Annotated in this window: 15 protein-coding genes; 12 read left to right on the forward strand and 3 right to left on the reverse strand. The window is 74.1% G+C overall.

What is annotated here, in order from left to right:
• Nucleotides 1-160: 160 nt before the first annotated feature.
• The 4 genes from pstS to pstB all read left to right on the forward strand — a co-directional run bounded on the left by pstS (nucleotide 161) and on the right by pstB (nucleotide 4,215).
• On the forward strand, nucleotides 161-1,276 hold the full coding sequence (pstS, locus tag ACI797_RS10430) for a phosphate ABC transporter substrate-binding protein PstS (protein ID WP_456858536.1): 1,116 nt from the start codon (nucleotides 161-163) through the stop codon (nucleotides 1,274-1,276).
• A gap of 97 nt (nucleotides 1,277-1,373) precedes the next feature.
• Entirely contained in the window at nucleotides 1,374-2,321 is a 948-nt protein-coding gene (gene pstC / locus ACI797_RS10435; protein WP_456858537.1) for a phosphate ABC transporter permease subunit PstC, read from the forward strand.
• 5 nt (nucleotides 2,322-2,326) lie between these two features.
• Nucleotides 2,327-3,406 carry a phosphate ABC transporter permease PstA gene (pstA, locus tag ACI797_RS10440; RefSeq protein WP_456858538.1) on the forward strand — a complete coding sequence of 360 codons (1,080 nt, stop codon included), beginning with the start codon at nucleotides 2,327-2,329 and terminating at the stop codon, nucleotides 3,404-3,406.
• 29 nt (nucleotides 3,407-3,435) lie between these two features.
• On the forward strand, nucleotides 3,436-4,215 hold the full coding sequence (pstB, locus tag ACI797_RS10445; protein WP_456538546.1) for a phosphate ABC transporter ATP-binding protein PstB: 780 nt from the start codon (nucleotides 3,436-3,438) through the stop codon (nucleotides 4,213-4,215).
• A 181-nt stretch (nucleotides 4,216-4,396) separates the two neighbouring features.
• Here the strand turns inward: pstB and ACI797_RS10450 are convergent, their stop codons facing one another.
• Nucleotides 4,397-6,403 (reverse strand): LCP family glycopolymer transferase, encoded by a 2,007-nt coding sequence (locus tag ACI797_RS10450; protein ID WP_456858539.1) that lies wholly within the window; start codon nucleotides 6,401-6,403, stop codon nucleotides 4,397-4,399.
• A 227-nt stretch (nucleotides 6,404-6,630) separates the two neighbouring features.
• Here ACI797_RS10450 and ACI797_RS10455 point away from each other — a divergent pair, with 227 nt between their 5' ends.
• A complete protein-coding gene (locus ACI797_RS10455) occupies nucleotides 6,631-7,413 on the forward strand; it encodes a hypothetical protein (RefSeq protein WP_456858540.1) in 783 nt (260 codons plus the stop codon).
• 21 nt (nucleotides 7,414-7,434) lie between these two features.
• On the opposite strand, the gene ACI797_RS10460 is transcribed toward ACI797_RS10455, so the two are convergent.
• Together ACI797_RS10460 and ACI797_RS10465 are read right to left on the reverse strand one after the other, a co-directional pair.
• Nucleotides 7,435-7,866 carry a DUF2795 domain-containing protein gene (locus tag ACI797_RS10460; RefSeq protein WP_456858541.1) on the reverse strand — a complete coding sequence of 144 codons (432 nt, stop codon included), beginning with the start codon at nucleotides 7,864-7,866 and terminating at the stop codon, nucleotides 7,435-7,437.
• A 9-nt stretch (nucleotides 7,867-7,875) separates the two neighbouring features.
• Entirely contained in the window at nucleotides 7,876-8,085 is a 210-nt protein-coding gene (locus ACI797_RS10465) for a DUF2945 domain-containing protein (RefSeq protein ID WP_456858542.1), read from the reverse strand.
• 278 nt (nucleotides 8,086-8,363) lie between these two features.
• Between ACI797_RS10465 and ACI797_RS10470 the strand changes: the two genes are divergently transcribed.
• From ACI797_RS10470 to ACI797_RS10500, 7 genes are all read left to right on the forward strand, one after another.
• On the forward strand, nucleotides 8,364-9,140 hold the full coding sequence (locus ACI797_RS10470) for a siderophore-interacting protein (protein WP_456858543.1): 777 nt from the start codon (nucleotides 8,364-8,366) through the stop codon (nucleotides 9,138-9,140).
• Nucleotides 9,141-9,311: 171 nt separating this feature from the next.
• On the forward strand, nucleotides 9,312-10,040 hold the full coding sequence (locus tag ACI797_RS10475; protein WP_456858544.1) for a response regulator transcription factor: 729 nt from the start codon (nucleotides 9,312-9,314) through the stop codon (nucleotides 10,038-10,040).
• Between the two features lie 4 nt (nucleotides 10,041-10,044).
• A complete protein-coding gene (locus ACI797_RS10480) occupies nucleotides 10,045-11,529 on the forward strand; it encodes a sensor histidine kinase (RefSeq protein ID WP_456858545.1) in 1,485 nt (494 codons plus the stop codon).
• A 32-nt stretch (nucleotides 11,530-11,561) separates the two neighbouring features.
• Entirely contained in the window at nucleotides 11,562-12,254 is a 693-nt protein-coding gene (locus ACI797_RS10485) for a PaaI family thioesterase (protein WP_456858546.1), read from the forward strand.
• Nucleotides 12,251-12,979 carry an inositol monophosphatase family protein gene (locus ACI797_RS10490; protein ID WP_456858547.1) on the forward strand — a complete coding sequence of 243 codons (729 nt, stop codon included), beginning with the start codon at nucleotides 12,251-12,253 and terminating at the stop codon, nucleotides 12,977-12,979. The genes ACI797_RS10485 and ACI797_RS10490 overlap by 4 nt, the downstream gene beginning before the upstream one ends.
• Before the next feature lie 90 nt (nucleotides 12,980-13,069).
• A complete protein-coding gene (gene cysD, locus ACI797_RS10495) occupies nucleotides 13,070-13,978 on the forward strand; it encodes a sulfate adenylyltransferase subunit CysD (RefSeq protein ID WP_456858548.1) in 909 nt (302 codons plus the stop codon).
• Entirely contained in the window at nucleotides 13,978-15,297 is a 1,320-nt protein-coding gene (locus ACI797_RS10500) for a sulfate adenylyltransferase subunit 1 (protein ID WP_456858549.1), read from the forward strand. The genes cysD and ACI797_RS10500 overlap by 1 nt, the downstream gene beginning before the upstream one ends.
• Nucleotides 15,298-15,312 lie beyond the last annotated feature (15 nt).

Genomic DNA, 15,312 nt, shown 5'->3' on the forward strand with positions numbered 1-15,312 from the left:
GGTTGTGATCCCGTTCTCACCCGGTCGGGAAACGCTCGGCAGGCGTTCACCGCTCGTTCACCCGGCGACCCGGATCAGGCCACCTCGGCTCCCTAGCTTTCTCGCACGTTGGTCCAGTGCGCCCGGCTACGACGTCCGGGCCGTGTCGAGAGGCAACGACTTGAAGCTCAGCACCAAGACGCGCGCCATCCCCGTGGCGATGGCGCTCGCTGGCTCCCTCGCGCTCGCCGCGTGCGGCGCGTCCAACGAGTCCGGCAGCGGTGACGGGGGCAGCGAGGGCGGCAGCAGCGCCGAGCAGCTGAGCGGCACCCTGAACGGCGCCGGTTCGAGCGCCCAGCAGGCCGCCATGCAGGGCTGGACGGCCGGCTTCAGCGGCGAGCAGCCCGACGTGACCGTGAACTACGACCCGGTCGGCTCCGGCGGTGGCCGCGAGCAGTTCACCACCGGCGGTGTGCAGTTCGCCGGCTCCGACGCCCCGCTCGACGACGAGGAGCTCGCGGCCGCGGCCGAGGTCTGCGGCGACTCCGGCGTGTTCGAGCTGCCGAACTACATCTCGGCCATCGCGGTCGTCTACAACCTGCCGGGCGTCGAGGAGCTCAACCTCTCCCCCGCCACGATCGCGGGCATCTTCACCGGGGCGATCACCACGTGGAACGACCCGGCGATCGCCGCCGACAACCCGGAGGCGCAGCTGCCCGGCACGGCGATCACCGCCGTCCACCGCGGTGACGACTCGGGCACCACGAACAACTTCACCGAGTACCTGGCGGCGGCCGCGCCGGAGGTGTGGACCTCGGAGCCGGACGGCGAGTGGCCTCTCGAGGGTGGCGAGGCCGCCAACGGCACCTCAGGCGTGATCAGCGCGGTGCAGGCCGGCGAGGGCGCGATCGGCTACGCCGACGAGAGCCAGGCCGGCGAGCTGGGCGTCGCCAACATCAAGGTCGGCGAGCAGTTCGTCGCCCCGAGCCCCGAGGCCGCCTCGGCCGTGGTCGAGGGCTCGGAGCTGGTCTCCGGCCGTGGCGAGTACGACTTCGCCTACGAGATCAACCGCACCACGACGAACCCGGACGAGTACCCGATCGTGCTGGTCAGCTACCACATCGGCTGCGTCCAGTACGAGGACCAGGAGACCGCCGACCTGGTCAAGGCCTTCATGGGCTACGTGATCAGCGAGGACGGCCAGCAGGCCGCGGCCGAGCAGGCCGGCTCGTCGCCGATCTCCGAGGGTCTGCGCGAGCAGGCCCAGACCGCGGTCGACGCGATCAGCGCCGCCTGACCGTGCCTTCAGCCCGGATGGCCCGGGGCGTCGACAGACGCCCCGGGCCGTTCGGCCGCCCGGACCCCACATCCACCGCTCGTCGACCGGAGCCGGAGTGACCTTCACCAGCGCCCCCCAGCAGCAGGAGCGACCGAAGCGCTCGGTCCGCCGGCTGGGCGACCGCCTCTTCGCCGGCAGCGCCAGCGGCGCCGGCATCCTGATCCTGGTCGTCCTGGCCGGGGTCGCCGTCTTCCTCATCGCCCAGTCCATCCCCGCGCTGGTCGCCGACCCGAGCGAGCTGCCCGGCGAGGAGAGCGCCCTCGCCTACGTCTGGCCGCTGCTCTTCGGCACGCTGCTCGCCGCGATCCTCGCGCTGCTCATCGCCACCCCGCTGGCGATCGGCATCGCCCTGTTCATCACGTACTACGCCCCGCGCCGGCTGGCGCAGGGGCTCGGCTACGTCGTCGACCTGCTCGCCGCCATCCCCAGCATCGTCTTCGGGTTCTGGGGCATCGCGTGGCTGGCCCCGAAGCTCGTCCCGATGTACGAGTGGCTCGAGCGCAACCTCGGGTTCATCCCGCTCTTCGCCGGTCCCGCCTCGGCGACCGGCCGCACCATGTTCACCACCGGGATCGTGCTGGCGGTCATGATCCTGCCGATCATCAGCGCCATCTCCCGCGAGGTCTTCAGCCAGGCCCCCGCGCTGCACCGCGAGGCAGCCCTCGCCCTGGGCGCGACCCGCTGGGAGATGATCCGCATGGCCGTGCTCCCCTACGGCCGCTCCGGGGTCATCGGCGGCGCGATGCTCGGGCTCGGCCGTGCGCTCGGCGAGACGCTCGCCGTCGCGATCGTGCTGTCGGCCTCCGGCGTCGTCACGTTCAACCTGATCAGCAGCACCAACCCGTCGACGATCGCCGCGAACATCGCGCTGAACTTCCCCGAGGCCAGCGGCCTGGACGTGAACACGCTGATCTTCAGCGGTCTGGCGCTGTTCGTCATCACCTTCGCGGTCAACTTCTTCGCCCGGGCGATCGTCAACCGCCGGGCCGACTTCTCGGAGTGAATCGGATGAGCACCCCGACCCGGACCCCGGAGGCCCCCGCCCCGGTCGACTCCCTGCCCGGGAGCGACCACCACCCGCTCCCGCGCAGGTTCGCGCCCGCCGTGTTCGGCGGGCTGGCCGTCCTCGCCGTCCTGCTCCTGGTGGTCACCGACCTCAACGTCGTCCTGCTCGCCGTGGCGGTCGGGGTGGTCGGCACCGCGATCGTCTGCACGGCGTCCCGAGCCCGCGAGGGCTCGCGCAAGGCGACCGACCGGTTCGTCACCAGCCTGGTCTACAGCGCCTTCCTCGTCGCGATGGTGCCGCTGGTGAGCCTCGTCTGGGAGGTCGTCAGCAAGGGCGCCGCCCGGCTCGACGGGGAGTTCTTCTCCTCCTCGATGGTGGGGGTCACCGGCCCCGGCGGCGGCGCCTACCACGCCATCTTCGGCACGCTGATCATCACCGCGATCACCGCGCTCATGTCGGTGCCGATCGGCCTGATGACCGCGATCTACCTCGTCGAGTACGGCCGCGGCCGGCTGAAGAAGTGGATCACCTTCCTGGTCGACGTCATGACCGGCATCCCGTCGATCGTCGCCGGCCTGTTCGCCTACGCGCTGTTCGTGATCTTCTTCGGCCCGGGCGTGCGCATGGGCTTCGCCGGTGCGGTCGCCCTGTCGGTGCTGATGATCCCGGTCGTCGTGCGCTCGTCCGAAGAGGTGCTGAAGCTCGTGCCCAACGAGCTGCGCGAGGCCTCCTACGCTCTGGGCGTGCCGAAGTGGCGCACGATCGTGAAGGTGGTCCTGCCCACCGCGCTCGCCGGTCTCGGCACCGCGGTGACGTTGGCTATCGCCCGGGTCATCGGTGAGACGGCGCCGCTGCTGGTCACCGTCGGCCTCACCAACGCGTCGAACTTCGACCCGTTCGACGGCCGCATGGCCACCCTGCCGGTCTACGCGTACTACCAGCTCACCCAGCCCGGCGTGCCTCCGGAGAACGGCATCAACCGGGCCTGGACCGCGGCGTTCGTGCTCATCGTGATCGTGCTCATCCTGAACCTCGTCGCACGGCTGATCAGCCGCGTCTTCGCCCCCAAGACCGGTCGCTGACCCGGCCGACCCGACCTACGGAGAACATCGTGGCCAAGCGCATCGACGTCTCGGACCTGAACATCTACTACGGCAACTTCCTCGCGGTGGAGGGGGTCAACGTCTCGATCGAGCCGCGCGCCGTGACGGCGCTCATCGGCCCCTCGGGCTGCGGCAAGTCCACCTTCCTGCGCTCGCTCAACCGGATGCACGAGGTGATCCCCGGCGCCCGCGTCGAGGGTAAGGTCGTCATGGACGGCCAGGATCTCTACGCCGCTGACACCGACCCCGTCGACGTCCGCCGGCAGATCGGCATGGTCTTCCAGCGGCCGAACCCGTTCCCGACGATGTCGATCTACGACAACGTGATCGCCGGCGTGCGGCTCAACAGCAAGAAGATGCGCAAGCCCGAGCTCGACGAGCTGGTGGAGCAGTCGCTGCGCGGCGCCAACCTGTGGGACGAGGTCAAGGACCGCCTCGACCGGCCCGGCGCCGGCCTGTCCGGCGGTCAGCAGCAGCGGCTGTGCATCGCCCGCGCGATCGCCGTCGAGCCCGACGTGCTGCTCATGGACGAGCCCTGCTCGGCCCTGGACCCGATCTCGACGCTGGCCATCGAGGACCTGATGACGGAGCTCAAGGAGCAGTTCACGATCGTCATCGTCACGCACAACATGCAGCAGGCGGCGCGGGTGAGCCAGCACACCGGGTTCTTCAACCTCAACGGCGTGGGGCAGCCGGGCCGGCTGATCGAGTTCAACCCGACCGAGAAGATCTTCACCAACCCCGACGAGAAGGCGACCGAGGACTACATCTCCGGCCGCTTCGGGTGATCGCCCGCCCGTAGTCGTCGCCCACCGGCGCCGTCCCCACCGGGGGACGGCGCCGGTGTCGTTCCCCGGCAGGTGCCGGCTCCAGCGCGAAGCCCTGTGCGGCAGGGGCGCACTTTCGGCGCGCGCATGCGCCGGTGGTGCACATCGCCGCCGGTCCACCGCACCGTCGCGGCCGCAGGGGCTAGCTGCAGGCCGGCGCGGTCGGCTCGGGGGTGGGTGCGGCGGTCGTCTCGGCGGCCGGCGTCTCCGGAGCCGGCACCGCCACCGCGCGATCGGGGACGGTCACCGCCACCACGGTGGAGAAGTTGGGGCCGAGCACCAGCTGGACGGCGTCGCCGATGCTGTCGCTGGCCTGCAGCACCGCACCCGGCACCGCCGCCGCGACGGTGCGGGCGCGCTCGAGGGCCGCCGGGCCGTGGCGGACGAGGGTCTCGTTCACGGTCCCGGGCTCGTTGCCCACCGCCCCGACGCCGAAGCCCTGCGCCCGCAGCTGGTCGCCGACCTGGGCCGCCAGCCCCGCCGTGCCCGTGCCGTTGAGGACGTCGACGGTGACGGTGCCCGGCGCCGCGGTGAGCGGCTCGGGACCGGCCGGCGCCGGCGGGACCGCGGCCTCGGCGGACGCGCTCGGCTCGGCCGGGGGCGACGCCTCCGCCGGTGCCCCGTCGGCAGCCGGCGGGGCGGCGGTGTACTCCTCCGGCAGTGCCGTGCGCTCGATGACGGCGTCGAAGATCTTCCGCGCGCCGGCGCCGTCGAGGAGCACGTACGCCTCCTCGGAGCCGACCGGCACGTAGCCAACCAGGGACACCGGCAGGCCGGCCCCCTGCACCGCGCCGTCCGGCAGCTCGCCGAGGGTGCCGGCCAGGCCGCGCAGGTCGCCGAGGGTCGTCGCCTCGTCGACGGTGAGGGCGTCGGCCGCCCGCGACAGGAACTGGGTGAGGGCGACGGTGTTCAGCAGCGTGCCGGTCGACATCGCCCCGCCCAGGGTGGCGGTCAGCACGACCTGCGCCCGCTCGGCGACCCCGGCGCCGGTGACGTCGGAGCCGGCGTCCCCCGGGCGCAGGAACGCCGCCGCGTCCGCGCCCGTGAGCTGGTGCTGCCCGGCGGGCAGGGGTTCGGCCGCCGCTGCCGACGCCGCCGAGCCCGGGACGCACACCGAGATCCCGTCGAGGGCGTCGACCATGCCGGGCAGCTGGGAGAGGTCCACCGCCAGGTAGTGGTCCACGCGCAGGCCGGAGAGCTGCTGCACGGCGCGCACCAGGCAGGCCGGACCGCCGTCGAGCAGCGAGGAGGCGAACGCCTCCGACGTCGGCGGGCGCAGCGAGCCGTCGGAGGTGCGGCAGGCCGGGGTGTCGACGTAGGCGGTCGGCGGGATGCTGACCAGCACCGCCCGCTGCTCCTCCTCGGACACGGAGGCGACCAGCGTGGCGACCGACGCCGGCCCCTCCTGCCCGGGGACGTCGTAGCCGACCACCACGTAGGTCTCGGTGTCGGCCTGCAGCTGCGGGGCCAGCACCTCGGCCCCGTCGGTGGCCAGCGCGTCCACCCGCCCGATGCTGCGGTCGACGTAGAAGTACAGGCCGAGGTGGTACAGCCCGACGAGGGCGACGACCGCGACGATCACGAGGACCGCACGCGTCAGGCGCCGGCGACCGCGGGTGGCGGTGGCGGACCGGCGGGCCCGGTGGGCGAAGCCGGGGGGCGGCCGCTCCTCCGGCGCCGGCGGGGCCGGCCGCTTGCCCGGGATCGGCGGCAGCGGGGCGACGGGACGGGACGGGCGCACGCCCGGCTCGACGTCGGCGGGCGGGAAGGAGACCGCGGCGCCGGCACGGGGCAGCGGCGGGACCGGCACGGAGGGGCGCGCCCGGCCGTCGGGCATGGGCGGCAGGCCGGGGCGGTGGCCGGCGGGTGGGGCCGTCGTCGCGGAGGACACGGGCGGGGCCGGGGCGGGCGGGGGCGCCACGGGCGCCGGGCCGGCACCGGGGACCGGGGGCATGCCGCCGCGCGTGCCCGCCGGCGGTGCGTCCGGGGCCCTCAGCCGCGCGGGCGCCTCGCCGGGCCCGGGTTCCCCACCGCGCCGGACGGCGCGCCGGCGGCCGGTGGCCGGACCGCCCTGGCGGGCGAGCAGCTGTTCGACGGTGATCGGCTGGGCGCCGGGCTGGTCGGCGCGGGCCCGGGACCGCCCGGGCACCCGACGGTCGCCGCCGTCGTCCCGCCTCGGCTGTTCCCCCACCGCTGTCGACTTCCCATCGTGGCTGTGCGTGCGCTGCCGTACCCCGTCCGCATCCGGCGGCCAGGCGCCGGCGCCCGCGCATCCGTGCGGCGGTCCTCCCACGATACGGGCGCCGCACCGCTCGATCGTGTCGACTCGCCTGTACCGAGGGGCGCCGGATCCGCACCCGTCGTAGCGTCGCGGGGGTGAGATTGCCTTCCCTCCCTGGTCCGGGCGACGTGCTCAACGCGGTGGAGGGGTTGCGCGAGGGGGTCTCGGACGCGCTGGCGCTGGTGCCGCGCATCGGCTCGGTCGTGGGGCGGGTCGAGGAGCTGCTCGGCCGCGTGACGACGCTGATCGGCCGGGTGGAGGTCGCGGTCGGGCGGGCCGAGGCGGCGCTCACCGCGCTGGAGGCGACCCGCGACAAGGCGGACGCCGCCATCGGCCGGGTCGGTGACACGCAGCGCAAGGCCGACGAGGCCATCGACCGGCTGGCCGGCACCCAGCAGCGGGCGGACGACGCGATCGCCGCCGTGGGCGCGACGCGGGCCAAGGCCGACGAGGCGATCACCGCCGTCGGCCGGACCACCGAGCGCGCCGACGGCGCCCTGGCCCGGGCGGAGGGGCTGGTCGGGCGGATGGAACCGGTGGTGGACGGCTACGCCGAGCCGCTGCAGCAGCTGGCACCCTCGCTGCGCCGGCTGGCCGAGACCATGGACCCGCACGAGGTCGAGGCGCTGGTGACGCTGATCGACCGGCTGCCCACCCTGGTGACCCACCTGGACGACGACATCCTGCCCGTGCTGCAGGGCCTCGAGGGCGTGGCGCCGGACGTGCACGCGCTGCTGGACACCGTCCAGGACCTGCGCGAGGTGGTGAAGGGCTTCCCGGGCTCGAGGCTGTTCCGCCGCCGCGGGCGCGAGGAGATCGCGCAGGAGCAGGCGGAGGAGCCGTCCTCCGACGGAGCGGGGCCCGCCGCCGGGTCCTGACGACCCGGCGGCGGGTCGCGGTCAGGTCTCGGTGGGGTAGCCCAGCGCGCGGACGACGTCACCGATCCGCTCGTAGGTCTGGCCCCCGGGCAGCCGCTCCAGCTCGGCGACGACGGCGTCGGGTGCCCGGTGGTCGCGCGCGGCCTCCACCAGGTTCGGGCCGTCGCTGGGGAAGTCGGCGCGGTCGAGCCAGCGGGCGAGCTCCGCGCGTCGGACGACGGCGTCGGCGTCCATGCCGACCGGGGTGCCCCCGACGAGGGTGCCGGCCGGGTCGGCGTCGATGTCGGGCTCGCCCTCGGCCGACGGCTCGACCTCGCGCCACTCCTCGGCGCGGGTGCCCCGCTCGGCCTTGAGCATGCCCTGCAACTCGTGCTCGAGCTCCTCGTCCACGCGGGGGCTGTGCTTGGTGCTGCGCGCCGACGTGCCGGCGAACTGGTCTGCGCTCTCGGTCACGGGATCTCCTCAGTCCTCGTGCAGGGCACCCGGCTTGTGCACGGCGGTGCCCCCGCTCTTGTCGCTCTTCACCTCGTACTGGGGCTCGTCCTTGCTCGCCTTCACCTTCCGGCCGGCGGCTTCGGTCTCCTCGGTGATCTTCCGCTGGACGGTGCCCTCGGCCTTCGAGCCGTGGCTGTTCCAGGTGACGTGATCACCCTTCTCGAAGTCGTCGGCCATCGCTCCTCCTGGTCTGCGCGGTCCCCGCTCCCCTGCCCGTGGCGGGCGGCGGGCACACATCACCCGAAAGGAACCGGGTCTCACCCGTGCGGGCACTGACATCGCCGCCCCGGTGACGTAGCGTGTTCGTCGACGGGGTCGCTCTCATTCATCCGCGCTGGTCAAGGCGCGGACGACGACTACCGAGGGTGAGTTCGACCGCCGTCCTCGATCGCCGGCCCGGTCGACTCCATTCCCCCGGGGTCGGCCGGGTCGGCCCGTTCCTACGCTGGTCCCCCGTGAACGCTCCCGACGTCCGCCCGGTCGACGTCCTCACCGTCGCGTCGGTGGCGGACGTGACGCCGACCGTGCGCCGGGTGCTGCTGCGCGGCGAGCCGGCCGCGGTCGCCGCCGCCGGTCCCACGGTGCACCTCCTCGTCCCCCGGGTCGGCGACGACGCCCCGGTATGGCCGGGGATCGCCCGGGACGGCCGGATCGTCTGGCCGCAGGGCAGCCACGGGGTGAGCCTGCGCAGCTACACCGCCCGCCGGCAGGACCTCGCCGCCGGCACGGTCGAGATCGACTTCGTGCTGCACGGCACCGGCCCGGCCGCCGCGTGGGCCGCGGCCGCCACGGCCGGCGCCCCGCTCGCCGTCGCCGGTGGCGCGGCGCTCGGCGACCGGCCGGCCGGCCGGCTGCTCCTGGCCGGTGACGAGACCGCCCTCCCGGCGATCAGCCGGGTCCTCGCCGCCGCCCCGGCGGCCACGGAGGGGCTGGCGCTGGTGGAGGTCGCCGGGCCGGAGGAGGAGCAGCCGCTCGCCACTCCGGCCGGGGTCGAGGTGCGCTGGCTGCACCGCGGCGGGACGGCGCCGGGCGAGAGCACCCTGCTGGCCGACGCGGTGGCCGCGCTGGAGCGGCCGGCCGGCGACGACCTGTTCGCCTGGGTGGCGGCGGAGTCGGCCGCCGTCCGCGCGGTGCGCGCCGACCTGCGCGGACGCTGGGGACTGGGGCGGGCGCAGCACCACGCGATCGGCTACTGGCGGCGCGGGCGGGCGATGTCGCCCGCCGGCGGCTGACCGCCGCGGGAGCATCGCAGCGAGGAACGAGCGAGGAGCGGACCGCGGCGCGGAAGCCGCCCGACGACATCGCTGACAGGCAGTTCACAGGTACCGTCCAGGGCAGCCGAAGCCGGTGCCAGGAACCTCTCAGGCATGACCACGGCATCAGCGCGCCCCTCGGGAGGAGCCGTGACCGGCAGCCAGCCCAGCGGGCGCCCCGCGCCCGAGGCCCGCCTCCTGGTGGTGGACGACGAGCCGAACATCCGCGAGCTGCTCTCGGCGAGCCTGCGCTACGCCGGCTTCGAGGTCGCCACGGCCGCCGACGGCCAGCAGGCCCTCGCCCTCGCGGCGTCCTTCCGTCCCGACCTGCTCGTGCTCGACGTGATGATGCCCGGCCTCGACGGCTTCGGCGTCGTGCGGCGGCTGCGCGAGAGCGGCCGGCACACCCCCGTGCTGTTCCTGACCGCGCGCGACGCGGCGGAGGACAAGGTCTCCGGGCTCACCCTGGGCGGCGACGACTACGTCACCAAGCCGTTCAGCCTCGACGAGGTGCTCGCCCGCATCCGGGCGGTGCTGCGCCGCACGTCCGGTCCGCAGCGGGCCGCCGAGGCGCCGCGGCTCACCTTCGCCGACATCGAGCTCGACGAGGAGTCGCACGAGGTGCTCAAGGCCGGGCAGCTGATCCCCCTCTCGCCGACGGAGTTCAAGCTGCTGCGCTACCTCATGACCAACGCCGGGCGGGTGCTGTCCAAGGCGCAGATCCTCGACCACGTCTGGAACTACGACTTCAACGGCGAGGCCAACGTCGTCGAGTCCTACATCTCCTACCTGCGCCGCAAGGTCGACACCACCGAGCCGCGGCTGCTCCACACCATCCGCGGCGTCGGCTACACGCTGCGGCTGCCGCGCGGCACGTGACGCGGTGACGACCTCCGGACTGCTGGAGGGGGGTCCGCGCCCGGCCCGGCCGGCCCGGGTGCCGCTGCGGGTCACCCTCGTGGCGTTGCTGGTGGTGCTGGTCGCCGTCGGGCTGGGCGCGACCGGGATCGCGGCGACCTCGCTGCTGCGCGACTACCTGACCACTCAGCAGGACGCCCAGCTGGCTTCCTACCTGCGGCAGGTGGAGGAACGACCGGGCCGCTACCTCGGGATGTGCGCGCGCGGGCAGTACCAGGCCGCGCCCACCCCGGTCTACCTCGCCTGCCTCGCGCCCGGTCAGGCGGACCTCGTCGTCCTCTGGGGGCCGACCGGGGGTGGGGAGCCCGACGTCGGCACGCCGACCCCCGAGACCGACCTCGGCACGGCGGGGAACGCGGTCACCGTGCCCGCCGTCGACGGGAAGACCGACTGGCGGCTGATCAGCGGCGAGCTCCCGGACGGGTCCACGGTGGTCATCGGCATCGACGTCTCACGGGACCAGGCGGCCATCAAGCGCCTGGTGACCATCGAGGTCGTCGTCGGGCTGATCGTCCTCGTCCTGCTGGGGGCGGCCGGTTACCTGCTGGTGCGCAACAGCCTCCGGCCGCTGACCGACGTCGAGCGGACGGCGCAGGCGATCGCGGCCGGCGACCTGTCCCAGCGGGTGCCGGAGGGCGACGAGCGCACCGAGGTCGGCCGGCTGTCGACCGCGCTCAACGGCATGCTGGCCCGCATCGAGAGCTCGTTCCGGGCGCAGCAGGACTCCGAGGCGCAGGCCCGGGCGTCCGAGGAGCGGATGCGGCGGTTCGTCGCCGACGCCAGCCACGAGCTGCGCACCCCGCTCACCTCGATCCGCGGGTTCGCCGAGCTGTACCGCCAGGGGGCGGTCGGCGATCCCGAGGAGACGAAGCGGCTCATGCACCGCATCGAGTCCGAGGGCGCGCGCATGGGGCTGCTGGTCGAGGACCTGCTGCAGCTGGCCCGCATGGACCAGCAGCGGCCGCTGTCGATCACGCCGGTCGACCTGGCCGAGATCGCCGGCGACGCGGTGCACGACGCGCGCGCCGTCCAGCCCGACCGCCCGGTCACGCTGCACCTCGACGAGTCGCTGACCGACGTCCCCGTCGTCCTGGGGGACGAGGCCCGGTTGCGGCAGGTGATCGGCAACCTGGTGACCAACGCGCTGACCCACACGCCGCACACCGCCCGGGTGACCGTCACCGTCGCCGAGGACGCCGATCCCGACGTCCTGCTGGTGCGGATCGCCGACGAGGGGCCCGGCATGACCGAGGCCGACGCGGCGCGGGTGTTCGAGCGGTTCTACCGGGCCGACACCTCCCGCACGCGGGAGGGCGGGGGCACCGGCCTGGGGCTGGCCATCGTGGCCTCGCTGGTGGCCGCCCACGGCGGCACGGTGGACCTGGTCACCGCGCCGGGAGAGGGTGCCGAGTTCACCGTGCGGCTGCGCCGCTCGGGGCCGCCCGACTGAGCCCCGCCCGAGCTTGGCTACCGTCCCGGGACGTGGCACCCGAACCCGACCCGACGCTGCTGGCCGCCGTCACCGAGCTGGGCGGTGCGCTGCGCGGGCTGCTCGACGCCTCGGTGCGGACGACGGTGCCGGCCGAGGAGCTGCTCGCGGCCGCGGCGGAGGCGCGCGCGGTCACCGCGCGGCTGACCGCCGCGCAGCGGCCGGCCCACCAGCTGCCCGCGCTCGACGACCCGATCGCGTTCCGGCGCGTGTACAGCCCGGTGACCGGCGTCGGCAACGCGATGGCGCCGCCGCTGGACCTGCGCCGGGCCGACGGTGGGATCGTCGCCGAGACCGTGCTCGGGCTGGCCTACGAGGGCCCGCCCGGGTACCTGCACGGCGGCGTGAGCGGCCTGCTCCTGGACCAGGTGCTGGGCTCGGCCGCGATCGCGGCCGGGCTGTGGGGCATGACGGCGCACCTCGAGCTGGACTACCGGCGGCCCGTGCCGCTGGACACGCCGGTGGTGCTGCGCGCCCGGGTCGTGGAGGACGCCGGGCGCCGGACCGTCGTCGCCGGCACGATCGCCCTCGCCGCCGAGCCCGACCGTGCGCTGGTCGAGGCGCGGGGCGTGTTCGTCTCCCCCCGGCCCGAGAAGCTGGCCGGCTACTTCGGTGCGATCACCGACGCCTCCGGCCGGCACGCACCGCCCGGGCGGCCGACCGACGCCACGGAGGTGCGGCGGTGACCGACGTCGACGTCGCGCGGGAGGCCGCCGCCGCGGCCGCGCGCGTCCTGCTGGACCTGCGGGCCGGCGGGGCCACCGGCCGGGAGCTGGGCGACCGCGGCGACGCCGGGGCGCAGGCCGCCATCGCGGCCGTGCTCGTCGAGCACCGCCCGGACGACGCCGTCCTCAGCGAGGAGGCGGTCGACGACCGGCGGCGGCTCGACGCGCCGCGGGTGTGGATCGTCGACCCGCTCGACGGCACCCGCGAGTACGGCGAGGGCCGCCGCGACTGGGCGGTGCACGTGGCGCTGTGGTCCGCGGGCTCGCTGACCGCGGCCGCGGTGGCGCTGCCCGGCCTCGGCACGGTGCTGGTCACCGACCCGCCGCCGGTCGTCCCCGCCCGCGACGCCGGCCCGCCGCGGATCGCCGTCAGCCGGACCCGCCCGCCGGCGGTGGCCGCGTCGGCCGCCCGGGCACTCGGCGGCACGACGGTGCCCATGGGGTCGGCCGGGTTCAAGGTGAGCGCGGTCGTGCGCGGCGAGGTGGACGCCTACGTGCACGCCGGCGGCATGTACCAGTGGGACTCCGCGGCGCCGGTCGCCGTCGCGCTCGCGGCCGGCCTCGTCGCCGTCCGCCTCGACGGCTCGCCGCTGCGCTACAACGAGGCCGATCCGTCGCTGCCCGACCTCGTGGTGTGCCGTCCCGAGCTGAAGGAGACCATCCTCACGGCCGTCGCCGCCGGGTGATCAGGGACACTGGTCCCGGGAATCCCTACCGAACCGATGCGGTTGGGGTCCTGTCATAGCCCTGCTGTCGAGCGACCGGAGCCCGCGCGCGTGTCCACACCTGACTACCGGCTGACCCAGCTGGAGACGCTCGAGGCGGAGTCGATCCACATCATCCGTGAGGTGGCCGCCGAGCTGGAGCGGCCGGTGCTGCTGTTCTCCGGCGGCAAGGACTCCATCGTGATGCTGGAGCTGGCCCGCAAGGCGTTCGCGCCGGCCCGCATCCCCTTCCCGGTCATGCACGTCGACACCGGGCTGAACTTCCACGACGTCCTGGAGTTCCGCGACAAGCGGGTGGCCGAGCTGGGCGTGCAGCTCATCGTGGCCTCGGTGCCCGAGGCGATGGCCGCCGGCCTGGTCAAGGAGGAGCCGAACGGCTCGCGCAACCGCATCCAGACGCCGGTGCTGCTCGACGCCGTCGAGAAGCACGGCTTCACCGCGCTGTTCGGCGGCGCCCGCCGCGACGAGGACAAGGCACGGGCCAAGGAGCGGGTGTTCAGCTTCCGCGACGAGTTCGGCCAGTGGGACCCGAAGAACCAGCGGCCGGAGCTGTGGGACCTCTACAACGGCCGCATCCACCTGGGTGAGTCGCTCCGCGTCTTCCCCCTGTCGAACTGGACCGAGCTCGACGTCTGGCAGTACATCGCCCGCGAGGAGATCGCGATCCCGCCGCTGTACCTCGCCGAGGAGCGCGACGTCGTCGAGCGGCAGGGGATGCTCTACGCGGTCAACGAGTTCATCACCCCGCGCGACGGCGAGCGCGTGTTCCGCGAGTCGGTGCGCTACCGCACGGTCGGCGACGCCAACCTGACCGCAGCCGTGCGCTCGCAGGCCCGCACCGTCGAGGAGGTCATCGCCGAGATCGCGGTGACCCGGATGACCGAGCGCGGCGCCACCCGCGGTGACGACAAGGTCAGCGACGCCGCCATGGAGGACCGGAAGAAGGAGGGGTACTTCTGATGACGAGCACCCAGGCGCCCGTCGACGTCCACTCCGCCGCCGCCGAGCAGGCGCACGACATCGCCGTCGCCCGCAAGGACATCCTGCGCATCGCCACCGCCGGCTCGGTCGACGACGGCAAGAGCACCCTCATCGGCCGGCTGCTCTACGACAGCAAGGCCGTCTTCGAGGACCAGTACGAGGCCGTGGAGCGGGCCAGCGCCGGCGGCGACTACGTGAACCTCGCGCTGCTCACCGACGGCCTGCGCGCCGAGCGCGAGCAGGGCATCACCATCGACGTCGCCTACCGGTACTTCGCCACCCCGCGCCGCACGTTCATCCTGGCCGACACCCCGGGCCACGTGCAGTACACGCGGAACATGGTCACCGGCGCGTCCACCGCCGACCTGGCGATCGTGCTGGTCGACGCCCGCAAGGGCATGCTCGAGCAGAGCCGGCGGCACGCCTTCCTCGCCTCGCTGCTGCGGGTGCCGCACGTCGTCGTCGCGGTCAACAAGATGGACCTCGTCGACTGGTCCGAGGAGGTCTACGAGCGCATCCGCGACGAGTTCACGGCGTTCGCCTCGAAGCTGTCGATCCCCGACCTGACCGTCGTCCCCATCTCGGCGCTGCACGGGGACAACGTGGTGAGCCGCTCGGCGCACACGCCCTGGTACGAAGGACCGTCGCTGCTGCACCACCTCGAGCACGTGCACGTGGCCAGCGACCGCAACCTGGTCGACGTCCGCTTCCCGGTGCAGTACGTGGTCCGGCCGCAGTCCGACGCGTTCCACGACTACCGCGGCTACGCCGGCACCGTGGCCAGCGGGGTGCTGCGCCCCGGCGACGAGGTGCAGGTGCTGCCCAGCGGCCTGACCACCACGGTCGCCGCGATCGACGGCCCGCGCGGGGCGGTCGAGGAGGCGTTCGCGCCGATGGCGGTGACCGTGCGGCTCGCCGACGACCTCGACGTCTCCCGCGGCGACCTGCTCTGCCGACCGGGCAACGTGCCGCAGGCGACCCAGGACCTCGACGCGCTGGTCTGCTGGATGACCGACGAGCCCCTGCGCCCCCGGCAGCGGCTGGTGGTCAAGCACACCACCCGCACGGTGCGCGCGATGGTCAAGGAGCTGGTCTACCGGCTCGACGTCAACACGCTGCACCGCGACCTCGAGGCCACCGAGCTCGGCCTCAACGACATCGGCCGGGTCAGGCTGCGCACCACCCAGCCGCTGTTCCTCGACGACTACAACCGCAACCGGGTCACCGGCCGGTTCATCCTCGTCGACGAGGCCACCAACGCCACGGTCGGCGCCGGGATGCTCCCGCCCCACCGCTGAACGTCCGCTTCCGGC

Source organism: Geodermatophilus sp. SYSU D00691 (assembly GCF_054050275.1).